This is a genomic window from Rhizobium sp. 2MFCol3.1 (assembly GCF_000377565.1).
Taxonomy (GTDB): Bacteria; Pseudomonadota; Alphaproteobacteria; order Rhizobiales; family Rhizobiaceae; genus Rhizobium.
In genome coordinates this window covers 246,770-270,211 of sequence record NZ_KB898356.1, presented here as the reverse complement: position 1 = coordinate 270,211, position 23,442 = coordinate 246,770, and the positions used below count along the sequence as shown (strand labels likewise).

The following is a 23,442-nucleotide window of genomic DNA, read 5'->3' as shown; positions in this document are numbered from 1 at the left end:
TGTTTAACCACTGAGCCGGCGAAGCGTTGTGCATCGGCCAGCGGTGGTTTGTTCAGTTTACGGAAATCAGACGCATGTCCCCACGCCTCGGTATCCTCATCATTATCGGCGTGACGCTTTGGCGCATCGTCACCTTGCACTTCGACACAACGGATCTGTTCGTGGACGAGGCGCAATACTGGTTCTGGTCGCAGAATTTCGACTTCGGCTATTACTCCAAGCCGCCGATGATCGCCTGGGTGATCCGCGCGATGACCGAGCTTTCGGGATCAACCGCGATCTTCTGGATCCGGCTCTGCGGTCCTCTTGTTCACATGGCGAGCGCTTTCGTGCTGATGAAGCTCGCCAAGCGCTTCGTCAGCCCCGAGATCGAGGGCTGGACGGGGGTCACCTACATCACGCTGCCCGGCGTGGCACTGTCTTCAGTCTTCTTCTCGACCGACGTCATCCTGCTCTTCTTCCTGGCAGTCGCGCTGTTTGCCTATTTCGGCCTGACGCGCCAGCGCTCGATCGCGCTGGCGCTATTGATGGGCGTAGCGTTCGGCTGTGCGTTTCTATCGAAATACGCCATCCTGTTCGTCGTGCCCGGCGGCCTGATCGCCTTGCTGCTTCTGCCGATGGCGCGGATCAGCTGGCGCGACTTCTTCATTTCGGCCGCAACTGCGATCGTGGTGGCGGCGCCGAACCTCTGGTGGAACGCGACCCATGACGCCACGACGATCAAGCACACGACCAGCATCGCCCACTGGAGCGGGCTGAGCCTCAATGTCGGGCACGGGATCGAGTTCTTCGCCGCGCAGTTCGGCGTCGTCGGCCCGATCGTGTTCTTCGCGATCCTCTGGGCGGTGTACCGGGCTTTGAGAGGGCAAGGCGGCCCGATCGAGAAGTTGCTGATCTGGCTTTCCGTGCCTGTCGTGCTCCTGATCACCTTTCAGGCGCTGATCGCCAAGGCTTATGCCAACTGGGCGGTGACGGCCTATGTCGCCGGCACGATCCTCGCCGTCTGGCTGCTTCATCGCGTCTGGCCCAAGGGGCTGCGCGTGTCGTTTGCCATCAACGGCACGGCCAGCGTGCTCTTTCCGCTCGCCGCCATCTTCGCGCACCAGCTGGTGCTGCCGAATGGGAACGAGGTGATGAAGCGTTATCTCGGCCGCAGCGCCGTCAGCCGCGAAGCCGGCGATCTGGCGCGGCAGGCGGGTACCGCGATCATCGTTAGCGACAGCCGCGACATCCTGGCGGACATGTACCATACGCTGAGAAACGAACCCTTGAAGATCTATGCACGGCCGCCGGCGGAAGCGCCCGACAACTATTATGAGCAGACCTTCGCGCTGCCCAATACCGTCAGCGACGACGTGCTATTCGTCACCACGCAGCCCTTCGAGTGCGCGGAGCCGCCGCAGACCATCAAGTCATGGCAGCCGAGCGAAGGCTATTATCGCGGAAATATGATCTACGCCTACAAGGTGAAGGCCAGCTGCCTGGCAGCGAGCAAATAGCGTATCATTCGCTTACGGGTCGCAGGCAGATGCAGGTGCCCTTGCCTTCGACCTCGATGAAGGCAACGCCGCCGTTTTCGAAGGCCAGCCGCAGTTGCGCTTCGGTGGCGCGGTGCAGCTCGTGGTGCTTGCCTTCATAGTCGCGGATCGTGCTGCGGGAGACGGCGGCATGGTCGGCGAGGTCGACCTGCGTCCAGTCCAGCAGCCCCCTCGCAGCGCGGCACAAAGCGGGGGTGAGAATTGTTTCCTTCGCGCCTTGACCCATAGTGTCAAACCACCCATATTGGTTGATATTAGCCATATATGTCATAATTTAATTAGGATTTCCAGTCGGGGAGACCGCTTATGCCGCACGATACACCTTTGATTTCGACAATCGTCGGGGGTCTTGTGCTTGCGTTCATCCTCGGCGCCTTCGCCAACCGGCTGAAACTGCCGCCACTGGTCGGCTATCTCATCGCCGGCATTCTGGTGGGGCCGCATACGCCGGGTTACGTCGCGGACCAGAACCTCGCACCCGAACTTGCCGAGATCGGTGTCATCCTGCTGATGTTCGGCGTCGGCCTGCACTTTTCGCTGAAGGACCTTCTCTCTGTTCGCGGGATCGCGGTGCCGGGCGCCATCGTTCAGATCGGTTTCGCCACCCTGCTCGGCTGGGGATTGGGCGCGTTGATGGGGTGGCCGACGGGCGGGAGCCTCGTCTTCGGGCTCGCTCTTTCCGTCGCGTCGACCGTCGTGCTCCTGAAGGCTTTGCAGGAGCGGCGGCTCGTCGAGACGGAACGCGGCAAGATCGCGGTCGGCTGGCTGATCGTCGAGGACCTTGCCATGGTGCTGGCGCTCGTCCTCATTCCGGCGGCCGCCAGCATCGGCAGCGGCCACGGGACGATCGAGCCGCTTTCGGCGGCGGTGAACCGCATATTCGGCCTCGATATGGGCATCGGCGGCATCATCGGCATGACGCTGGTCAAGGTGGCGCTGTTCGTCGGCGTGATGCTGGTTTTCGGCCGGCGCGTCATTCCCTGGACGATGCACCGCATCGCCCACACCGGGTCTCGCGAACTCTTCCGCCTCGGCGTTCTGGCGATCGCGCTCGGCGTCGCCTTCGGCGCATCGAAGCTCTTCGGCGTCTCGCTGGCGCTCGGCGCCTTTTTCGCCGGCATGGTTCTCGCCGAAAGCGAACTCAGCCATCGGGCGGCGCAGGAAAGCCTGCCGCTTCGCGACGCTTTCGCGGTGCTGTTCTTCGTTTCCGTCGGCATGCTGTTTGATCCGAACATCCTGGTCGAAAAGCCGATCCCGCTGATCGCCACCATCTTCATCATCGTCATCGGCAAGTCGGTCGCCGCCTTCCTCATCGTGCAGCTGTTCCGCAAGCCCGTGGTAACGGCATTGACCATTTCGGCGAGCCTCGGCCAGATCGGTGAATTCTCCTTTATTCTCGCAGCGCTTGGCGTCGATCTCGGACTGCTGCCGGAAGAAGGCCGCGACCTGATCCTCGCCGGCGCCATCATATCGATCATCCTCAACCCGCTCCTCTTCTATGCCTGCGACAAACTGCGGCCACTGCTGGAGCCGAAACGCGAGGAGCCTCAACCCGAGCCGGCCGCCGAGACCACGACCGAAGTGGTGGAAGAGCCGCCGGTCGTGGCGGACGAAGTGCATGCGACCAAGCTCTCGGGCCACGCCATTCTCGTCGGCTACGGCCGGGTCGGCAGTGTTGTCGGGCAGAACCTGAAATCCTCGGGCACGCCCTTCCTCGTCATCGAGGATTCCGACCACCGGATCGCGGCGCTTCGCGACCAGGGCATCGAAGTGATCGGTGGCAACGCGGTCACGCGCGAAGCGCTCGATCTCGCCAATCTCAAGGGTGCGCGAAGCCTTGTCATCGCCATTCCCAACGCATTCGAGGCTTGCCGCGTGGCCGAACAGGGGCGCGAGGTCAATCCCGGCGTGCTGATCGTGGCGCGCGCGCATTCGGATGCAGAGGTCGAGGAACTCAGGCAATATGGTGCTGATACCGTCATCATGGGCGAGCGCGAAATCGCCATGGGCATGCTTGACCGTCTCTCTCAAGTACATCATGACAGTTCACCCTATGAAGTCGAGACCGAGGCTGGTATAAGCGCGGCCGAGGAAACGCCTTCTCCCGAGAAGCAATGAGAGAACTTTGCGCCGTTGAGCCGGTTCGAGATTGAAAATCCGCAGGACGACCAGATGAGGTTCGATACGCGCCGCATGACCGGTCGCGTTGCCGTCTCGCTGGCCGTCGCGATCTTCGCCTATCTCGGCCTGTTGTTCGGCGGCAATCTCGTGCTCGGCCCCACGCGCGGCCCCAACAACGCATTTTCTTCTTCGAGCAAGGATAGCCAGCCGCTGCAGCTGAGCGCACGCGATGTCGTGCGCGGCGTGCTGGCAGCCGACCGGAAGGTCGCGCAGAAATACGCGACCTATGCTTCCGGCGACGCGGCTACCGCTGACCAGCCTCTCGTCGAGCGCTCGTCGCTTGGCTTCATCAAGCTTTCGCAATCGGCTTCGCCTGCCTTCTACGCGGCTGACGCGAAGCCCTACGATTCGCATGGACCGCCCGCTTTCGCGGCCTGACGACACGCGCCTCGGCGCCTCTCATTGCATTTACGACACGCCTGCCTGCGCCTGAAGCGCAGGTTCAAGCGTTATCAAGGATAGACAACACAATGCGCACCTCACCATGGCTGGTGGCCACCTATACGGTGATCATTCTCCTCGGCATTCTGATCGCACTGCCGAATGCCCTGCCGCAATCCACACTGCAGCGCCTTCCCTCGTGGCTTCCGCACCAGCAAGTCTCGCTCGGCCTCGACCTTCGCGGCGGCTCGCACCTCGTTCTCGAAGTTGATGAAGCCGACCTGACGCGCGAGCGTCTGCAGTCGCTTCTGCAGGACGCACGCCGCGTGCTGCGCGAAAAGAACATCCAGCCTAAGTCGGTGGTTCGCAACCAGAACCAGATCGTCGTAACGCTGATCGACCAGGCGCAGACCGACGAAGCCGTGACGCAGCTGCGCACGCTGGGCAACACGATCGCGACCGGCATTTCCGCCGGCCAGTCGGACCTTTCGGTCACGACCAGCGGCGGCAACATCATCGTTGCCTTCTCGGCCGCCGGCATCTCCAGCAACGTCGACAGCGCCGTCCAGCAGAGCCTTGAAGTCATTCGCCAGCGCGTCGACCAGGTCGGCGTCGCCGAACCGACGATCCAGCGTATCGGCGGCAACCGCGTTCTCGTGCAGCTTCCGGGCGCGCAGGATCCGACCCGCCTTCGCCAGCTTCTCGGCTCGACCGCCAAGATGTCCTTCCACATGCTCGCGCCGAACAACGCTCCCGGCCCCGGCGTGACGATGCTGAAGGATGATGAGGGCAACACCTATCCGGTTCTCGACCGCGTCGAAATCTCTGGTGACCGTCTTTCCGACGCCCGCGTCAGCTTCGACCAGAGCCAGCAGCCCGTCGTCAGCTTCCGCTTCGACAGCGCCGGCGCGACCCGCTTCGCAGACATCACCCGCCAGAACGTCGGCAATCCCTTCGCCATCGTTCTCGACGACAAGGTGCTGAGCGCGCCCGTCATCCGCGAGCCGATCACCGGCGGTTCCGGCCAGATCTCCGGCAACTTCTCGACCGATACGGCCAACACGCTTGCCGCCATGCTGCGCGCCGGCGCCCTGCCCGCCAAGCTCACCGTCATCGAAGAACGCACGGTTGGTGCCGACCTCGGCGCCGATGCGATCCAGATGGGTATCTATTCCGGTCTCGTCGGTTTTGTCCTCGTCGCAGCCTTCATCTTCCTGCTCTACGGAACCTGGGGCATTCTCGCCAACGTCGCGCTGCTCATCCACACGATCCTGACCTTCTCGGCCCTGACGCTTGTCGGCGCCACGCTGACGCTGCCCGGCATCGCCGGCGTCGTGCTCGGCATTGGTCTCGCGGTTGACGCCAACGTTCTGATCAATGAGCGTATCCGTGAAGAAACCCGCAAGGGCAAGGGCTCGTTCGCAGCCATCGACACCGGCTTCCGCCGTGCCTACTCGACCATTATCGACGGCAACATGACGGCGCTGATCGCCGCCGCCATCCTGTTCTGGTTCGGCACCGGCCCGGTTCGCGGCTTCGCCGTCACCATGGCGCTCGGTCTGATCATCTCGATGTTCACCTCGGTCGCCTTCGTTCGCGTCTCGATGATCGAGATCACCCGTCGCTTCAAGCTGAAGACCATCAACATCAAGCCGCTGCTGCCGGTCTTCTACCCCTACGACAAGCACATCCAGTTCATGAAGGCGCGCTTCTTCGGCGTGACCGTCTCCGCGCTGCTGTCGGCCGCATCGGTCGTGCTCTTCTTCCATCCCGGCCTCAACTACGGCGTCGACTTCCGTGGCGGTATCCAGATGTCGGTGAAGACGCAGGAAGCAGCCGATCTCGCCAAGTTCCGTGAAGGCCTGAACAGCCTCGGCCTCGGCGAAGTCTCGCTGCAGTCCTATGGTGACAACAACACCATGGCCGTTCGCGCTCAGCGCCAGGACGGCGGTGAAGAGGCGCAGACGGCTGCCGTCACCAAGCTGAAGGACGAGATCGTCAAGATCGACCCGTCGGCAACCGTGACCGGCACCGATGTCATCGGCCCGAAGGTCAGCGGCGAGCTTGCATGGGCGGGTATCCTGTCCGTCGTGATCGCCAGCCTCGCGATGCTGCTCTACATCTGGTACCGCTTCGAATGGCCGTTCGCGGTCGGCGCCATCGTCACGCTCATTCTCGACGTGACCAAGTGCATCGGCTTCTTTGCTCTCACCGGGCTCGACTTCAACCTGACAGCCATCGCGGCGATCCTGACGCTGGTCGGCTACTCGGTGAACGACAAGGTCGTGGTTTACGACCGCATGCGTGAAAACATGCGCCTCTACAAGTCGATGCCGCTGCGCGAACTGATCGACAAGTCGATCAATGAGACGCTGGCCCGAAGCATCTACACCAACGTCACCGCCTTCCTCGCCCTGCTGCCGATGGCAATCTGGGGCGGCAGCGCGGTCGAGAGCTTCGCGATCCCGATGGTGTTCGGCATTGTTGTCGCCGCCGCATCGTCGGTCTTCATCGCGGCGCCGATCCTGCTCTTCCTCGGCGACTGGCGTACGCGCCACCGCGCGGCGGTTTCGAGCAACGACGACAAGGTCGACATCATTCCGCCGAGCTCGCGCAAGTCGGCAGGCTGATAAAGGATCGACCTTTTCAGGTTGCTTTCGTGAAATTGATGCGGGCGCCGGTTGCAGAACCGGCGCCCGCTTTCTATTCTCCGCCCGGGCTGAAGCTGGCGAGACGAGACATGTCACCATCGACGACAGAGACCGACGAAACGCGCATCAAGCGCTTTCTCGCCATTGCCTCGCACGACCTGCAATCGCCGCTCAGGCACATCGCGATGTATGCGGAGATCCTGATCGACGAGATCGGCGACAGGATCGATACCGAGCATCTGGAATACCTCAACACCATTCTTGCCAAGACGCAGGCCGCGCAGGAGCTGACGAAGGGGCTGATCAGCTTCGCCTCCGGCGCGCCGAGGCTTGTGATCAGCGATGTCGACACGAAGCTTCTGGTGACGCAGATCTGGGCGGAGCTGCGCTTCGAGGTCGATGCGCCGAAGGCCACGATCGAACTCGGCGACCTGCCCGGCGTCCGGACCGATGCGGGGATCCTGGGGCTGGTGCTGAAGAACGTGATGGCGAACGGGCTGATGCATCGCACGGATGCCGACGAGGCATGCCGCCTGACGGTCGAGGCGGAGGTCGATGCCACGCATTGGACGATCCATATTTCAGACAACGGCCCGGGCATCGCGCCGGAACATCAGGAGAGCGTGTTCACCGCCTTCTGGAGCCTGCTACCGGAAGGTGCCGCGAAAAGGCCGGGCCTCGGGTTGGCGGCCGCGCGCGAGCTGGTGACTGCGCTTGGCGGCACGATCTCACTCACATCACCGACTGAGACGGGAAGCAGGTTCACGATCCGGCTGCCGGTCTGATGGCACGTCAGATGTTGTAATCGTCCTTCCAGACGTCGGGCATGTCATAGCGAACATATTCGCGGATGATGTGCTGCAGCGTCTCGACGTCGATCTCGTCCTTGCCGATCCTGAAATCGACACCATAGTCCTGGAACTGCTGGAAGTAGCTGTCCGACACATCCATCGATATGACGCCGATCGGGCCGGTGTAGCTTGCGGCGCGCAGCTTCGGCACGGTCTCGCGAAAATCGGCGTTCGGCAACAGGCGATTGTCGAGCAGGATCAGATCGAACCTGTCGCTATTGAGCTTTGCCAGCGCATCGCTGACCGATTGCGCGTAGTCCATCTCGACCTTCGGCTCGGTGAGTGCCGCGACGGTCTTCTTCAGGGAGCGGAATTCGATGAATTCGTCATCGACGAACAGGATCTTGACGGCCTCGCCGCGAGCCGTCTCTGGTTTCACTTCAGCGTTTTCGGTCACGAAACAAGTCCCATGCGCAACGCCATCGCCACCATGTGCACGCGATTAACCGCGCCGAGCTTCCTGACCGACGCCGCAATGTGCGAATTGACGGTGTGTTCCGACAGGCCGAGGATGATGGCGATTTCCGCCGATGTCTTGCCTTCACTGGTCCAGCGAACCACTTCATTCTCCCGTTGGGTCAAACGGCCTGACATTTCGTTGACCAGGATTTCCTCGTAGAACTTGTCGAATATCCGCATCGTGTCGAGCAGGATATCGGCGACCTCGCCCTGGTCCGGCTGCTGTCGCTTGCCGCTGAAGGCGACACAGTAGCGGCGACCCTCGGGCGTGAAAAGCGGGATGAGCAGAAAGCCGTTTGTGTCGAACTCGTTGAGGACGAGATCGGGAGGATAGCCCTCCAGATTGTTGGCCTTGCCGCTCATGGGGGTCGCCAAAAACTGCGCGGCCTTCGATTTGATGAAGCCGAGCGCGCGGCCCATGGCGTAGACAAAGAAGCCGGTCTGGCGCTCGGCGACATTGGTGATGATGATATCGCGCGCGCCGAAGGGCTGCGACGCCTCGGAGATGCGAGCGAGCGCGAAGCTGTCAAAGGCATAGTGATGCGCGGCCGCCTTCAGAAGTCGAAAGAAATCCGTGCGGTTGATCGCCCGCCCCAATTCCGGGCCGGCGTGAAATGGAAGTGCCATCGCGCTACTCATTCCGCATTCCTGCTACTTGGCTCCTACGTGCCTGTGGTTACCGGTTGAGCGGCATCCCCGAACTCTGGAGACACGCGCCAGACTGATACAGTTAATGACCGAGTGCGGAGTTTCGAGGGAAACCGCCGCGACACGCCGATCACAAAATCGGCATGCGGCCTCCGCTTCCGCCCCCTACCCTCGGCATTCGCCTGTCCTACGCCGCCGGCAACGCGCTTCGCGCACCAGCGGGACGACAGACTTCATTCACGGATTTTGCCGGGGTTGTTTCGTCAACAAAGTCAAACGGCTCTCCCCAGCATCGTCTCACACTGCTTCATGCGTATAGTGTGAAATGTAGCCAAAGTCGTGTCAATGAGACTTGCAACCATTGCGTCATAAATACCTAAGAAAGTCGATTGTCTTTGATGGACTATTGGCCGAGACCCACGAGTGCACTGAGGTCGATCGGTTTTTCGACGTATAAATCCGCCCCGCAGGCCAAGGCCCGCTCCCGATCCGCCGTCGCGTCCGAGCCCGAACAGACAGCGATTCGCAGCGATGCGAAGCGGTGATCGGCGCGCAGGCGCGTGACGAGGCCGACGCCGCTATCGACAGGCATATAGAGATCGACGATCAGCAGAGCGGGCAGCGCGAGGCCTTCGGCCGCGGAGACGCAAAGCGCCTCAAAGGCGGCATCGGCGGACTGGAAGCAGTAAAGAGCGATGTCGGGGCGTTCTCTGCGGGAGACATACTGCGCGTAGAACAGGTCGTCGCGGCTGTCGTCCACATAAAATACCGCCGGCATTGCCACCCTCCCGTGCTCGCGCCAGCGCTCGATTCGACCGCAGGGCATAGCATCCATCTCAGGCATATTGCCGGTCGGCGCCGAAGCCGCAACTATCGCGACAGATGTATATTGAATAATTTTCAATTCTGGAAATAGTAACCGCCGGACGGGAGAGCAACGCGTGGTGAAGCCGATCATTGGTCGAAGGACGAGTGCGCCCTGGCGCCAGGAACGACACCGTTTGACCACGATCGTGCTCGGCGTACTGCTGCTCATGCTGGGCGCCGTGATTCTTCTCGCCTGGGTGCGGCAGATCGAACCTCTTCTTTTCCTGATCCCGGATTCGCCGGCGATGGCGATCAACACGGCGATCTGCTTCTGCCTTACCGGGATCGCGCTCGTGATCTCGGTCTACACCGGCGCCAATGCGCGGCTCGCGGCTTTCCTGCTGTTTTCGCTCGCCGCCGCGATGAGCGGGGTCCGGCTGATCGAGCTGACATTTGTCGGACGGCAGCCGCAGATCATGGAGCGCTTTCTGGCCGGCATTTTCGTCGATCCGGCATTCTTTGGCCGCATCGGCGGCGGCATGGCACTGAACACCGCCGTGATCATGTTCTTCTCCAACCTCTCGTTGGCGCTGACGCCCCCAGACCGGGCCGGCAAGGCGCGGCTGTTCGAGGAGCTTGTCGGCTATGTGGTGATCGGCCTCGGCATCGCTGCCCTTGCCGGATACGCGATGCATACCGAGCACATCTATCGCTGGGGATCGAATATCGGCATGGCGGTGCATACCGCCGCCGGTGTGACGCTGCTCGGCTCGGCGATGCTGGTGCGATCCTGGTGGCTGCAGCCGGACCAGCATGGCGGCATGCCCGTCTGGATGCCCGGCGCGCTGTGCTTCATCGGACTGATGATCGATCTCTACACCCCGCTCGGGGTGGTGAACGGCATGATCTATGTGCCGCTGATCCTGACCTCGCTTTGGTTCAACAGCCGCACGGCGCCGTTCAACCTGGCCTTCGTCTGCTCGATCCTGATCCTGCTCGGCTTTCTCGCAGTCGACCGGCATGGCGAAGGCTATGGCTACGAAGCGACGAACCGCGCCATCACCGTCGGCATGCTCTGGCTGGTGGCGACCTTCGTGTTCTTCTTCCAGCGCAAGAGCGACAGCCTGGATGCCGAGCGCATCCGCTTCGACACGGTGACGCGCAACACACCGAACGCGATCGTCGCCATGGACCCGCAGGGCAAGATTTCGCTGTTCAATCCGGCGGCGGAAGAGATGTTCGGCCGGACGTCGAGGGAGGCGATCGGAGAGAGCGTCCATATACTGCTGCCGGAGACCTTTCATGCGGGGCTCGACGACTATTTCCGGCGATCGCTGCTCTTGAGCGAGGAAGGTGGGACCGGGACGACGGGTACGATCTCGGGTGTCAGGCGCAACGGCGAAACATTCCCGCTCGATGTGTCGCTCAGCGCCTTCCGGACCGGGACAACGGTCACCTTCGTCGCCATTCTGCGCGACATCAGCCTGCGGGTGCAGCAGGAGGAACAACTGCGGACGATGTTCCGCCAGCTTCAGGCCTACACCGCCGATCTGGAGCGCAGCAATTCCGATCTCGACGAGTTCGCCTATATCGCCTCGCATGACCTCAAGGAACCGCTGCGCGGGATGCACAACCATTCCCGCTTTCTGCTCGAGGATTACGAGACGGTGCTCGACGAGGACGGCGTGCGCCGCATCAACCGCATCGTGCGGCTCAGCCAGCGCATGGAGAAGCTGGTCAACGACCTGCTCTACTTCTCGCGCATCGGGCGGCAGCAGCTGGCGGTGAAGCGCACCGACGTCCATGCGATCGTCAAGGACGTGGTCTCGACCATGGAGCTCTATCTGGAAGAGCGGCGGGCGAAGGTGCTGGTCGAGGGCCAGCTTCCCGATGTCGTCTGCGATTCGCTGCGGCTGACCGAGGTCTACCGCAACCTGATCACCAACGCGGTGAAATACAACGACAAGCCCGAGCCGGTCGTCACCGTCGGCCACGTCGCCGAGGTTTTGGGCGATGACGGGCGCCGGACGAGCGACGTCTATTTCGTGCGCGACAACGGCAAGGGCATTCCTCGCGAGTTTCACGAGGATATCTTCCGCATCTTCAAGCGGCTGGAAAAGACGCAAGAATCGGACGACGGCACCGGCGCCGGGCTGACCTTCGTGCGCAAGATCATCGGCCGTCACGAGGGCGACGTCTGGCTGGAGTCAGAGGTTGGCCAGGGCACAACCTTCTATTTTACACTGGGTCACAAGCGCGAGGGGCAGCATGCAGCACCGTGAATCACAGCCGATCCTGATCGTCGAAGACAGCGAGGACGATTACGAAGCAACGATCCGCGCGTTCAAGCGCGCCAAGCTCAAGAACCCGGTGCAATGGGCGCCATCGGGCCAGCAGGCGCTGGATCTGCTGGCGACGATGGAAACGCGGCCGGGCCTCATCCTGCTCGACCTCAACATGCCGGGGCTCGATGGCCGCAAGACGCTGGAGGCGATCAAGTCCAACCCGGCCTGGCGGAAAATTCCGGTGGTCATCCTGACCACATCGGACGACGAGCGCGATATCGAGGGCTGCTACGCGCTCGGCGCCAACACCTACGTCCAGAAGCCAGTCGATCTCGACGGTCTGTTCGCGGCCATCCAGAGGCTGAAGGAATATTGGTTCGAGATCGCCATATTGCCGCTGGAGGGGTGACCTCATGGCCGAGGGCAGCGCGGTACTTGTTATCGACGACAATATCGACGACCGCGAGGTTTACCGGCGGATGCTGGCGCGCGTGCCGGGCGCGAACTACGTGGTCTACGAGGCCGAGAACGGCGACGAGGGCATAGCGCTCAACGCGCAGAAGCGGCCGGATTGCGTGTTGCTCGACTACTCGCTGCCGGGCCGCGACGGCGTTGGCGTACTTGAGGAGATATTGAAGCTCGATCCCTCCGCCAACGTGATCATGCTGACGGGCCAGGGAAGCGAGACGATCGCCGTCGAGGTGATGAAGGGCGGCGCGCGGGATTATCTCACCAAGGACACGCTTTCGCCGGAGACGCTGCACCGCTGCATCCAGAGCGCCATCATGCATGGCGATCTCGCGGCCAAGCTGGAGCAGAAGCAGCAATCGCTAGAGATTTTCACCCGCGCCATGGCTCATGACCTGAAGGAGCCGCTGCGGACGATCAAGTCTTTCAGCAGGCTGCTGCAGGCATCGCCCTCGCTCGCACATGACGATCACGACCTGCTCGGCTACGTGCTCAGCGCGGCCGACCATATGGAGGAGTTGATCGTCAAGGTGTCGGGCTTCTCGAAGCTCGAGGCCTCCGGCGATCTCGAGGCCAAGCCGGTGTCGCTGTCGGCGATCGTCGATCAGGTGGAGCGCAACCTGCGCGAACAGATCAGCAGCCGCGGCGCCGAAATCGAGCGCGGCCCCTTGCCCCTCGTGATGGGCGATGGGACGCTTCTGGTGCAGATGCTGCAGAACATCATTTCCAACGCCATCAAATATTGCGAGGCCGAGGTGCCGCGCGTGCAGATCTCGGCACAAGGCGAAGGCACGCTCTGCCGGATCGCCGTCAGCGACAATGGGCCCGGCATCGCGCGCGATCATCGCGAACTGATCTTCCAGCCCTTCAGGCGGCTGGTCGGGCGCGGCATCGAGGGGACGGGGCTCGGCCTGGCGATCTGCCGGCGGATCGCGCAGTTGCATGGCGGCGCCATCTGGTGCGAGGATGCCGATGGCGGCGGCACCACCTTCATCATGGAGCTGCCGCTCGCCTTGAGTGAGACGGACAGGGCGCCCAAGGGGGCGGCAAGCCCACGGCAAGAAGAGCAGCGCACGGATAGAATCGGCAGGGTGGCCGAGGTGCTTTTGGTCGAGGACAGCCCGGCCGACGTGCAGCTTTTGAAGATCAAGCTGATGAAGCGCGAGAAGGTGACGTTCAACCTGCATCTCGCTTCGAACGGCCGCGAGGCGATGCGGCTTCTTCAAGAGCGGGCAACCGGTGCTCACGATCCTTTGATCGACCTCATCCTGCTCGACATCAACATGCCGATCATGGATGGGTTCGAGGTTCTCGAGGCACTTTCGCGTGACGCGCGGCTGAAGACTATACCGGCCTTTATCCTAAGCACATCAAGCGATGAGGACGACATGGAGCGTGCCAGAAGGCTTGGCGCGCGGGCCTACATGATCAAGCCGCCGACGCGGCAGCAGCTGGAACTTGCGCTGCGGGATGTTCAGACTTTGGATTTGCAGCCTTGCGGAGATGCCCTAATTCTTTATGGAGAGCAAACAAGGCACCAAGCAAACGCAACGATATGACTGTTATCCTCACCTTCATCTCCGCGCTCCTTCTGTACCCAATGCAATCCGGGCTCCCCTCTATGGCTTCAGGCATACACCACATCACGCTGCTGACCCGAAAGGTGCAGGCGAACGTCGACTTCTACGCCGGCTTCCTCGGCATGCGGCTGGTCAAGCAGACGGCCGGCTTCGAAGACGCGACGCAGTTGCACCTCTTCTATGGTGACGCCGAAGCCACGCCCGGCTCGCTCGTGACATTTCTTGTCTGGGAAGATGGCGCGCCTGGTCGTGCCGGCTTCGGGCAATTGAGCGAACTGGCGCTTGCGATCGACCCTTCCAGCATCGGCTACTGGCTGACGCGGGCGATGAGCTTCGGCGTGCGCACGGAAGGTCCGGCCGACGAATTCGGCGAGCCGGTGCTGCGGCTCAAGGATCCCGACAACATCATCGTCAAGCTTGCCGGCACGCCTGCGCTGAAATCGCCTGCTCCCTGGCATGGCGCTGGCATTCCGGTCGAGCACGCCGTGCAGCGCGTGCGCGGGACGACGATGCTGACCGAGGAGCCGGAAAAGAGCCGCGCCTTCGTCGAGAGCCACTTCGGATACCGCTTCCAGGAGAACCGCGGCAATATCGACCGGCTGGTTTCACAGTCCGGCGATATCGTCGACATCAGGAACGCCAAGGGGTTCTGGTCGAGCGCGCCGGGAACGGGCACCTTTGACCACGTCGCCTTCCGCGCGAAGGACGACGCAGCGCTGTCGAAGGTTCATGATGCGCTGAAGAGCGAGGGCGCGAGCGCGTCTGATATCAACGTGCACGACCGCAAGTATTTCCGCTCGCTCTATGTGCGCGAGCCGGGCGGCACGCTGATCGAGCTTGCGACCGACAAGCCGGGCATGACCGTGGACGAACCCGCTGCGACGCTGGGCGAAAAGCTGTTCGTGCCGAAGGACCCGATCACCGATCTGAAGGACCTGAAGGTGGTTCTGCCGCAGTTTTCGATGCCGGGTGAGCCCCGGATCAATTATCGCGAACTGCCCTTCGTGCACCGTTTCTATACGCCGCCCAACCCTGACGGCACCGTTTTGGTGCTGCTGCACGGCTCTGGCGGGAACGAGACGACGCTGATGCCGCTGCTGCACAAGGTGGCGCCGCGCGCGACGCTGCTCGGCGTGCGCGGACGCGCGACGGAAGAAGGCATTCCGCGCTGGTACAAGCGCATCACGCCGTTCTCCTTCGACCAGCAGGACATCAAGAACGAGGCCGAGGCCTTCGCCGCCTTCATCGACGGCGCGGTCAAATCCTATGGGCTCGATCCGAAAAAGCTCGTCTATGTCGGCTATTCCAACGGCGCCAATCTCCTGAACTCGCTTCTCTACCTGCACCCGAACCTCGTTCACAAAGCGGTTCTGCTGCGCTCCATGCCTGTGCTCAGCGAGTTTCCGCATGCGGACCTGAAGGGCACCGATCTACTTGTCATCAGCGGCAAGACGGACGCCTATGGGAAATACGCAAGCGACCTCGAAACACGGCTGAAGACCTCGGGCGCAACCGTCGATTCGACCGTCATTCCGACGGGGCACCTGCTCGGCGATGACGATGTTCCGGTCATTCAGAAGTGGCTGACGCACGAGGAGTAGCGCGTCGGCGGGTTGGCCAGCGGAGCTTCATCCACTGCCGCCAGGACACACCCGCTGGTCGTATTCTGCAATTTCTACTCGGACCCGTCGCATTCTTCTAAGTCATGCGACGGGTTTTTCTCTGGCAAAAACGTCCGATCCGGCCGGTCTTCTTGATCGATATTGATCCAGCGAGAACAGCTGTCTTTTACCTATCAGCCATTTCGCCACTGCGAAGAAGCGCAATGCGGCCATGAGAAAACGACGCAAGCAACTTTATTGCAATTCTATATATTTTTATATTCACAATGCTTAAATCTGATTTATTTTGATAATAACCAGAAGCAAACAAACAGAATTGAGACTTTGTGAATATTAAATAAACACGAATTATTACAATTACTTTTCTTCATTTCAGAAATAATATCGCATTAATATCACCCTCCTGCGATTAATAATATACCAGCAAGAAATCACCACATTGTTTTGGTTTTTCAGCAAACTGTATTGGTTTGCTGCAACGCAAAATGTTTCTTGCCGAGGTTGGGGGAGCGCCCTACCCTTCCCCCGACATCGACTGCAGAAGGGAACCCGAATGCCTCCTCAGCCCGTGGACATCAGCCTGATCATCTCATCGAGAAATCGGGCTTATGGACTGACGAACTGCCTGGATGCCGTATCGAATGCCGCGCGCCAGGCCGGCGATCTGAGCCTGGAACTCGTCTTCGTCGACAATGGTTCCACCGACAACACGTCCGAGATCGTCAGCGAATGGGCTAAGACCGCGCCGATCAGCACCAATCTCGTTTACGAAGCGAAACCTGGTCTTTCGGTTGCGCGCAATAGCGGACTGGCTGCCGCCAAGGGCCGGATCATCGCCTTCACGGATGATGATTGCGAAGTGTTTCCCGATTATTTCACGGTGATTGCAGCGCTCTTTGCCGCCGACATCGACATCGTCATGCGTGGTGGCCGCATCGAGCTTGGCGACGCACGCGATCTACCGGTCACGATCAAGCCCGAGCTTGAGCCTGCCGTGCTGACGAGCGAGCTGCATGCCGGCGGGTTCATCCATGGCGCCAACATGGCGTTTCCGCGCGCGCTGATCGAGAAGGTCGGTCTGTTTGACACGCGCTTTGGCGCCGGCTCGCCCTTCCGCTCCGGTGAGGACACAGACTACGTGCACCGCGCCTTCAACTCCGGCATCCGTGTCGAATACATTCCGGATTTCGCCGTGAAGCATTTCCATGGGCGCCGGGAACTCGGCGACGTGAAGAAGCTGCAGAGCGGCTATGCCTTCGGCAACGGCGCGCTCTACGCCAAATACCTCTTCGACCGCCGCTCCAACATGCGCGGCATGCTGCGCTGGGACATTCGCCAGGCGGTGCTGGAGGCAATGGGCCGCCGCAAGCTCAGCGATGAGCTGGGGCTGACCTATCGCAGCCAGCTCAGAGACAATTTCACCGGCATGGTCGCCTATTGGCGCGGCCAGAAGACGGGCCGGGCCGCTTGAGCGGTCCCGAGCCCCGGAAGCATTGCGCCTCAGCGCCCAATCGATTGGATACTGAATGACAGATACGGCAATTGGCCACGCCGAGCTGAAGAAGAAGACCGCGCTTTCCGTCCTCTGGTCGGTCATCCGCGTGGCGTGGAGCACGGTTGCGACCTTCGTGATCTTCGTCATTCTCGCGCGTATTCTCGGCCCCGGCGACTTCGGCACCTTCGCGCTCGCGAGCCTGTTCGTCGAGATCGGCAGGGTGCTTGCCTATGCCGGCCTCGGTGACGCGGTGACGCGCCAGCTCGACCTGGACGAGGAACTGGCCGATACCGCCTTCTGGGCGACCATTGCCTTCAGCGCCATCGTCGCCGCTGTCGTCTTCGTCTTCGCGCCCTATTACGGCGACCTCGTCCGCGACCCCAAAGTCGCCGAGATCCTGCGCTGGCTGGCGCCGCTGCTGCCGGTGTCGTCGCTTGCGGTCATCCACAATGCGCGGCTGGCACGCGAGTTCGGCCACAAGAACCTCGCCGCCCAGGCGATCGCCGCCAGCCTGCTTTCCGGCATCACCGCCGTTGCCTGCGCCTTCATGGGCTGGGGCGTGTGGGCGCTGGTCGCCCAGACCGCCGTCAACGCCGTCGTCACGGTGCTGCTCGGCTGGGTCGCCTATCCCTGGATGCCGAAGTTCCGCTTCAACGTGCCGCTGTTCCGCTCTGTCTTCCTGTTCAGCATCAGCCTTGTCGTCACGCAGCTGATGTGGATGCTGCTTGCCCGCGTGCAGGACATCTTCATTTCACGCTGGTACGGCCCGGTCGAAGTCGGCCGCTACCGTATTGCGTGGCGGCTGATCGAGCTGATCGGGCAGGCCGTGCTGGCGCCGATCGGCAGTGTCGCGCTGGTGACGCTGTCGCGACTGCAGAACGACCGCGTCGCCTTCCGCAATGCCTACAACAAGATCGTCGGCGCCGCCGCACTCGGCACCATTCCGCTGCTGCTCGGCTTCGGCGCTCTGTCCAACGACATGATCGCCATGCTGTTTGGCGACAAGTGGGGCAATGCCGGCGATATCGCCACGGTGCTCGTGCTGATGGCCGTGCCCTTCGTGATGAACTTCTTCGCCTCGTCGGCGCTCTCCGCCGTCAACCGTGCGGAATCGATCCTCTCGGTGGCTGCTCTGCAGCTTGCGGCCACGCTGGTGCTGACCTGGCTGCTGGTTCCCTACGGCGTGGTTGCCGTCGCAGCCGGCTATACGCTGCGCGCCTGGCTGACGCTGCCCTACCAGCAGTACGTGCTGGCGCGCTTCGCCAACATCGATGCGATGAGCACGCTGAAGGCCGTGGCGCTGCCGCTCTGCGGTTCGCTGCTAATGGCCGCCGGCGTCTGGCTCGCACATCCTGTTATCGTCGAGCATGTCCAGAACCGCTGGCTGTCGCTCGGCCTCAGCATCGGTCTTGGCGCGGTGATCTATCTCGCCTTCCTGCCGATCTTCGGCCGGTCGGTCATCCGCCCCTACATCGCGCTTGCAATGTCGCTCAATCCGTTTCGCAAACACGCGCAGGCCTGAGCCCGCGCATCACTTTCGGACCTCTTGTCCCTAAAACAAGGAGCCTTCAATGGAATCTAACCTGACGATCATCAACCGCCTGCAGGGCGTGATCGAGAAGAACCTGTCTGACGTTTTCGACCCGTCGGAGCGTTATGCGCTGCTCGACTTTCCGAACCACTACAATATCGGCGACAGCGCGATCTGGCTGGGCGAGCTTGCATACTTCGACAAGAAGCGCTCGCGCCCGTCCTACGTCACCGAAATCCCGACCTTCGACGAGGACCGCATGCTCGGCGCCATTGGCGACGGCCGGATCTTCCTGCATGGCGGCGGCAATTTCGGGGACATCTGGGCCGGCTACCGCCAGTTCCGCGAAAACATGCTGGAGCGGCACAAGGGACGGCCGATCGTGCAGCTGCCGCAGACCATCCATTTCAAGGATCAGGCGAACGTCGACAGCACGGCGCGCGCCATCGAGAAGCATGGCCAGTTCACGCTTCTGGTGCGCGACAAGAAGAGCCTTGCCTTTGCGCAGCGCTGGTTCCAGTGCGAGACGCGCCTGTGCCCCGACATGGCCTTCTGCATCGGCCCGGTCGCAAAGCCGGTGCCGCAGCATGAGCTGCTCTTGAACCTGCGCGAGGACCAGGAAGTCGGCACGCCACAGGACCTGACGGCGGCAACACAGCGCCCGGGCACGGTGAAGTCGGATTGGCCGGATGAGCCTGCCGACTTCCAGAAGCAGACCAAGCATGCGGCAATCCTGAAGGGGTTGCTCTCAGGCAAGATCGGCGGCCGCGCGCGGATGACGGAACTCGCCTATCGCGAGCGCGCGCAGCAGCGTTTCGACCGCGGCGTGGTGCTGCTTGGTTCGGCACGGCAGGTCATCACCGACCGCATGCACGGGCACATCATGTGCGTGCTGATCGGCGCCGACCATTGCGTGCTCGACAACAGCTACGGCAAGACCAGCAGCTTCATCGAAGCCTGGAACACCTGCAACACGGAAAAGGCGGAACTGGCGGCGACCGTCGACGAGGCGCTTGATATTCTCGACGCACGGCGCATGCAGAAACAGGCCGCCGTCGCCTAAGGCAGTTACCCTCGCCGGGCGATCATGATCCCGGCGAGGACCACGAGACCACCGATCGCCTGCATCGGGCCGATCGGCTCGCTGAGCAATATCCATGCGAGAATCGCGGCGACGACCGGCTGCAGGAGCAGCGTCAGCGACGAGAAGGCGGCCGGCAGATAGGCCAGCGCATAGGTGATCGCCACCTGCCCGCTGGCATGGCTGATGAAGGCGAGGCCGAAGACCATGGCCCAGCCATAGGCCGTGGTGGGCATGAGATGGCCTTCAACGAAGAAGCCGAACGGAAACAGGCAGACGGCGGCCGACGCTGTGCTCCAGAGCATGATACGAACCGTATCGAAGCGCGTGCGCAGCCTGCCGATGGCGAGGATGTAGAGCGCATAAGCGACTGCCGCCAGAACGGCGCCGCCATCGCCCAGCAGATCGCCCTGACCGAGTGCAGCCGGACCACCCTTGAGGATGACGACGCCGACGATCGCCAGCAGCAACCCCGCCACGAAAACGCGCGTGACGGCAGCTCCCATGAAGAGCACGCCGATGATGGTGACGAAGACCGGCGCCAGGTTGGCGAGCAGCGTCGCATTGGCGACGGAGGTGATCGTGATCGACAGGTGCCAGGTGATGAGGTCGATGGCAAGAATGACGCCGGGCAGGATGAGCATGCCGCGGTCCGCCCAGGTCTCGGGCTTAGGGCCGGTTGCGCCGCCCTTGAGCAGCGAGAAGATGTAGATCGGGAAGAAAGCCAGCGCCACGCGCCAGAAGCCGGTTGCCATTGGCCCCACTTCCGACAGCCGCACGAAGATCGGCGAGCCGCCGATCGCGGCACCGCCGAGGATCAATGCGGCAAGCGCGAAACGTTGCGAGGGAGCGGACTGTGGGAGAGCGGAGGAGACTTGCGACATGGCGTACCGTGCTTGCGGCGTCGGGTGCGATCGAGCGGCGCCATCATGCACCGCAAGTAGCAGAAGCAGCGGCCTGAGAATAGCCCGGGAACGACAGGCGCGGTCGATATCGACGCCGGCGTCGCTCGCGCGACGCCGGCGCCAGCATAGAGGGTCAGCCGGAGATGACCGTCGAGAATTCCGGATTGCCGCGGATCGTGTTGCTGACCGTGCAGATCTCGTCTTCGGCGGCGTGGGCGATCTTCTGCCGGGTTTCCTCGTCGATGTCGCCCTTGATCGAGAAGACGATGTTGAAGGTCTTCACCCGCGACAGGCCTTCGGTGGCCTTCTCGCCGGTGACGTCAGCCTTGAGCTCGGTGATGCGATCGAGAACGCCGAGCTGGCTCGCCGCCATGCGGGCGCTCAGGACCAGGCAGGCCGAGAGGGAGGAATAGAGAAGGTCCAGCGGGTTGAAACCCGGTTGCGACGGGCTGGTGACGATGTCGATCTCACCGCCGGTGGCGGAGGTGACATGCGGGAAGCCGGTGCGGCCGAGAACGGCGCTGGCGCCAACGGGACGAGTGCGAACCTTTAGGTCGGCCATGAGTTATTCCTCGGAGATGATTCGTGCCTGTAGATAGGAGCTTCGATTGGTCGGCGCAACGCGCTTTTCGCCGCTGATGCAATCGCAATCCACAAAGGCACGACCCGCTGCAACCAAGGAAGGAAATCGGCATGAAATACCGATTCGGCACACCCTGAGAGGCGAAAGGTCAAGCTGAGTTAGACATCCCCATTTCTAGGGATAGCCCGGCATCCGCCTCGCAATGCAATATGATGTCGCACTAAAACAGAAATGACTATCGGAGTGATCCATGCGAGAACTTGAGACAGTTGCTGTTGCACCCAACGTCGTCTTAGAAAGCGCGCCGTTTGGTTACGTCCGCAAGGTCTATGTCGATGACGAAGCCTGTTGGGGCCTGTTCGACCAGGACGGCGATGTGATCTTCGTCGGCGATGCGCCGATCGACTGCCATTCCTATGCAGCCAAGGAGCATATCCGCGTTCAGGTCGTTCACTGATCTACCTTCCACGGCGCCCATCCCCAAGAACGAGCGCCGCAGGGGCAAGAGAAGACTTCAGCGATAGGACGGCGTCGATGGTGTCATGGCCACCTGTTCGCCGGAGAAGATGACGAAGGCGAACAGCAGGACGCCGATGAATGTGATGATCGAGGCGATTGCCACGACGGGTTCCATCGCCATGTTGCCCAGCAACATCAGATAGAGGCTCGGGACCATCAGCGTGACGCCCGCGGTATAGATGCCATACTGAATCATCGCGATGCGACGTTCGGCCTTGCGCGGGTTGAGTGCGTAATAGCCTCCGAAGAGCGCCATCGTGACCCAACCCAAGAGATTACAGTGTGCATGAGCGCCGATCACGCTGTGATCCTGCGAGATTGCCATGTTCAGGCCCATTCCGATACCAAGGATCAGGAACAGAACGGCCGTCTTGAAATATAGATGCGAGATGCGTGGCATGTGAATCTCCCCTCTTTTCGGCAAGGGTAATATTACCACTCCAGGGGCGAGTTGAGAACGACGCCATTATCATTAGGTTGCGATATGCGCGGCGAGACAACTTTCAGCGTTTCTCAGAGAATTCAAAGTCGTCACGAATTTCCGCCCAGATTGCTCGATATCGTCATGAATACTTCGTTAAAGCCTGTGGTCTAGCATGGCGCGTGCGAATGAGTTGCGGAGAACTGAGATGCGGGAGATCTACAGGCCGTTTGTCACCAGTGACGATCCCGATCGGGATGTGCGCTGCCAGGATGCGATGCAGTTCGCGTTCGAGGATCTGACGCGCGCCTGTGTCGCTTCCGGCTGGAGCGAGCGCGAAAGCATGGAGGCGATCATCAGCCTCGCTGAAGAGCGCCTGCGCGTGCTCGGCGCCAATGACGACGCCAAACAGCTTCTCGATGTTTTGAAAAAGATGATCCAGCAGCCGGCGGCCTGAGGGCTTTCGCCACATCCCCAGTTGTAGGGCCCAGTTATCAGGCGGATTTTGCCAGTGGCACGTCGACGCTGTCGGCAAGGATCTGCGCCTGCGCGACCGACAGGTTATGCGACGCCATCAGAAGCAGGCAGAGCGCCACGGCGCGCGGCACATCCTGCTCTCCCGTCGCCCAGAGGCGGCTGGTGATCTGATCGACACCAAAGAGATTTTCCACTCCAGCAGTGGTCAATCCCAGGACCGCCAAAGCGGCTCTGTATTCCAAAGCTTTCATGTTTGCTGTTCCCGGCGCGTTTTATGCGCACTTATCTTTCGGAGTGGCCCACTTTAGTTTCGGTTTATTTTAAAGGGTCTCCGCAAGCGACATTTTCCAGTCTGAAAGCGACAGTCACAGCAGTGTCACGGCGTCAAAGTCTGCCCGGCCGGCGTCTAGTGAACCGATGGTTCGTCGGCATCATCAAGGAAAGTGCGGATGCCGTCGCGCTCGACAGTTGCCAGAAACTCGTCGAAAGCGTCGCGATCAGTCTCGAAGCTCTCTTCCCATTCGATCAGGTCGTCGTCCTGCGTCACGACTTCCATCTTCCAGTCGGCATTGGTGCCGGCCGGGCGGAAGATATCGACCAGAACGGTCACGCCATCATCGGTAAACTCGCCGGCGAGTTCGGAATGCTCGAGCTTCGGTTCTTTCGTCTTGGCCATGTCACTCTCTGCTGGTCCTGCGGGATGGACCGCTGTAGCAGCCTGATCGTTTGCCGCCAAATCAAAAAGATGGATTGCGCCGAGCGCGGCAACGATCGCCGCCGATGGATGCCGCCTCGTCGCGCTTGAGCCGTTTCTCTATCGTTGCTCGGATTTTTACATGCGCCCGGCGGGACCGGATCAATGTCAGCGGCACAAAACTGGATAAAATCCACCAGAGCCAATAGGCACTTTATTAACCAGAACAGCTATACTTTGGCACCTATAAGATGCGTAATATCAC

At 61.5% G+C, this 23,442-nt stretch carries 23 protein-coding genes; 14 read left to right on the top strand and 9 right to left on the bottom strand.

Features of this window, described 5'->3' with window-relative positions; all coding sequences use genetic code 11:
• Nucleotides 1–74: 74 nt before the first annotated feature.
• Nucleotides 75–1,499, top strand: coding sequence for a glycosyltransferase family 39 protein (locus D460_RS0110000; protein ID WP_018898404.1), 1,425 nt, complete (start codon nt 75–77; stop codon nt 1,497–1,499).
• A gap of 4 nt (nt 1,500–1,503) precedes the next feature.
• On the opposite strand, the gene D460_RS0109995 is transcribed toward D460_RS0110000, so the two are convergent.
• Complete coding sequence (locus D460_RS0109995) at nt 1,504–1,809, bottom strand: transcriptional regulator (protein ID WP_026282988.1); 306 nt, start codon at nt 1,807–1,809, stop codon at nt 1,504–1,506.
• A 35-nt stretch (nt 1,810–1,844) separates the two neighbouring features.
• Between D460_RS0109995 and ybaL the strand changes: the two genes are divergently transcribed.
• The 4 genes from ybaL (at nt 1,845) to D460_RS0109975 (ending at nt 7,536) form a co-directional block, all read left to right on the top strand.
• The gene (gene ybaL, locus D460_RS0109990) at nt 1,845–3,656 is read left to right on the top strand and encodes a YbaL family putative K(+) efflux transporter (RefSeq protein WP_018898402.1); all 1,812 of its coding nucleotides are present in this window, start codon (nt 1,845–1,847) and stop codon (nt 3,654–3,656) included.
• A 54-nt stretch (nt 3,657–3,710) separates the two neighbouring features.
• Nucleotides 3,711–4,097 (top strand): hypothetical protein, encoded by a 387-nt coding sequence (locus D460_RS0109985; protein ID WP_037111163.1) that lies wholly within the window; start codon nt 3,711–3,713, stop codon nt 4,095–4,097.
• A 92-nt stretch (nt 4,098–4,189) separates the two neighbouring features.
• A complete protein-coding gene (gene secD / locus D460_RS0109980; RefSeq protein ID WP_018898400.1) occupies nt 4,190–6,730 on the top strand; it encodes a protein translocase subunit SecD in 2,541 nt (846 codons plus the stop codon).
• A gap of 110 nt (nt 6,731–6,840) precedes the next feature.
• On the top strand, nt 6,841–7,536 hold the full coding sequence (locus tag D460_RS0109975; protein ID WP_018898399.1) for an ATP-binding protein: 696 nt from the start codon (nt 6,841–6,843) through the stop codon (nt 7,534–7,536).
• A gap of 7 nt (nt 7,537–7,543) precedes the next feature.
• On the opposite strand, the gene D460_RS0109970 is transcribed toward D460_RS0109975, so the two are convergent.
• The 3 genes from D460_RS0109970 to D460_RS0109960 form a co-directional block, all read right to left on the bottom strand.
• Entirely contained in the window at nt 7,544–7,981 is a 438-nt protein-coding gene (locus D460_RS0109970) for a response regulator (RefSeq protein WP_026282987.1), read from the bottom strand.
• 14 nt (nt 7,982–7,995) lie between these two features.
• Nucleotides 7,996–8,700, bottom strand: coding sequence for a helix-turn-helix transcriptional regulator (locus tag D460_RS0109965; RefSeq protein ID WP_026282986.1), 705 nt, complete (start codon nt 8,698–8,700; stop codon nt 7,996–7,998).
• A gap of 412 nt (nt 8,701–9,112) precedes the next feature.
• The gene (locus tag D460_RS0109960) at nt 9,113–9,487 is read right to left on the bottom strand and encodes a response regulator (protein WP_018898396.1); all 375 of its coding nucleotides are present in this window, start codon (nt 9,485–9,487) and stop codon (nt 9,113–9,115) included.
• 223 nt (nt 9,488–9,710) lie between these two features.
• On the opposite strand from D460_RS0109960, the gene D460_RS0109955 reads away from it, so the two are divergent.
• From D460_RS0109955 to D460_RS0109925, 7 genes are all read left to right on the top strand, one after another.
• The gene (locus D460_RS0109955; RefSeq protein WP_018898395.1) at nt 9,711–11,798 is read left to right on the top strand and encodes an ATP-binding protein; all 2,088 of its coding nucleotides are present in this window, start codon (nt 9,711–9,713) and stop codon (nt 11,796–11,798) included.
• The gene (locus tag D460_RS0109950; RefSeq protein ID WP_018898394.1) at nt 11,785–12,210 is read left to right on the top strand and encodes a response regulator; all 426 of its coding nucleotides are present in this window, start codon (nt 11,785–11,787) and stop codon (nt 12,208–12,210) included. The genes D460_RS0109955 and D460_RS0109950 overlap by 14 nt, the downstream gene beginning before the upstream one ends.
• Before the next feature lie 4 nt (nt 12,211–12,214).
• Complete coding sequence (locus D460_RS0109945; RefSeq protein WP_018898393.1) at nt 12,215–13,828, top strand: response regulator; 1,614 nt, start codon at nt 12,215–12,217, stop codon at nt 13,826–13,828.
• A gap of 62 nt (nt 13,829–13,890) precedes the next feature.
• Complete coding sequence (locus tag D460_RS0109940; protein WP_018898392.1) at nt 13,891–15,450, top strand: VOC family protein; 1,560 nt, start codon at nt 13,891–13,893, stop codon at nt 15,448–15,450.
• A 574-nt stretch (nt 15,451–16,024) separates the two neighbouring features.
• On the top strand, nt 16,025–16,942 hold the full coding sequence (locus D460_RS0109935; RefSeq protein WP_018898391.1) for a glycosyltransferase: 918 nt from the start codon (nt 16,025–16,027) through the stop codon (nt 16,940–16,942).
• A gap of 55 nt (nt 16,943–16,997) precedes the next feature.
• Nucleotides 16,998–18,488 (top strand): lipopolysaccharide biosynthesis protein, encoded by a 1,491-nt coding sequence (locus D460_RS0109930; RefSeq protein ID WP_018898390.1) that lies wholly within the window; start codon nt 16,998–17,000, stop codon nt 18,486–18,488.
• Nucleotides 18,489–18,537: 49 nt separating this feature from the next.
• Nucleotides 18,538–19,560, top strand: coding sequence for a polysaccharide pyruvyl transferase family protein (locus tag D460_RS0109925; protein ID WP_018898389.1), 1,023 nt, complete (start codon nt 18,538–18,540; stop codon nt 19,558–19,560).
• A 5-nt stretch (nt 19,561–19,565) separates the two neighbouring features.
• Here the strand turns inward: D460_RS0109925 and D460_RS0109920 are convergent, their stop codons facing one another.
• Together D460_RS0109920 and D460_RS0109915 are read right to left on the bottom strand one after the other, a co-directional pair.
• The gene (locus tag D460_RS0109920; RefSeq protein ID WP_026282983.1) at nt 19,566–20,462 is read right to left on the bottom strand and encodes a DMT family transporter; all 897 of its coding nucleotides are present in this window, start codon (nt 20,460–20,462) and stop codon (nt 19,566–19,568) included.
• A 154-nt stretch (nt 20,463–20,616) separates the two neighbouring features.
• Nucleotides 20,617–21,045: an OsmC family protein gene (locus D460_RS0109915; protein ID WP_018898387.1), complete on the bottom strand. Its 429-nt coding sequence runs from the start codon at nt 21,043–21,045 to the stop codon at nt 20,617–20,619.
• Between the two features lie 271 nt (nt 21,046–21,316).
• Between D460_RS0109915 and D460_RS0109910 the strand changes: the two genes are divergently transcribed.
• Nucleotides 21,317–21,523: a hypothetical protein gene (locus D460_RS0109910; RefSeq protein ID WP_018898386.1), complete on the top strand. Its 207-nt coding sequence runs from the start codon at nt 21,317–21,319 to the stop codon at nt 21,521–21,523.
• A gap of 57 nt (nt 21,524–21,580) precedes the next feature.
• On the opposite strand, the gene D460_RS0109905 is transcribed toward D460_RS0109910, so the two are convergent.
• Nucleotides 21,581–21,985 (bottom strand): hypothetical protein, encoded by a 405-nt coding sequence (locus tag D460_RS0109905; RefSeq protein ID WP_018898385.1) that lies wholly within the window; start codon nt 21,983–21,985, stop codon nt 21,581–21,583.
• A 229-nt stretch (nt 21,986–22,214) separates the two neighbouring features.
• Between D460_RS0109905 and D460_RS0109900 the strand changes: the two genes are divergently transcribed.
• Nucleotides 22,215–22,463 (top strand): hypothetical protein, encoded by a 249-nt coding sequence (locus tag D460_RS0109900; protein ID WP_018898384.1) that lies wholly within the window; start codon nt 22,215–22,217, stop codon nt 22,461–22,463.
• A gap of 37 nt (nt 22,464–22,500) precedes the next feature.
• On the opposite strand, the gene D460_RS0109895 is transcribed toward D460_RS0109900, so the two are convergent.
• The gene (locus D460_RS0109895) at nt 22,501–22,692 is read right to left on the bottom strand and encodes a hypothetical protein (protein WP_245267731.1); all 192 of its coding nucleotides are present in this window, start codon (nt 22,690–22,692) and stop codon (nt 22,501–22,503) included.
• A gap of 197 nt (nt 22,693–22,889) precedes the next feature.
• Entirely contained in the window at nt 22,890–23,159 is a 270-nt protein-coding gene (locus D460_RS0109890; RefSeq protein WP_018898382.1) for a hypothetical protein, read from the bottom strand.
• Nucleotides 23,160–23,442: the final 283 nt, after the last annotated feature.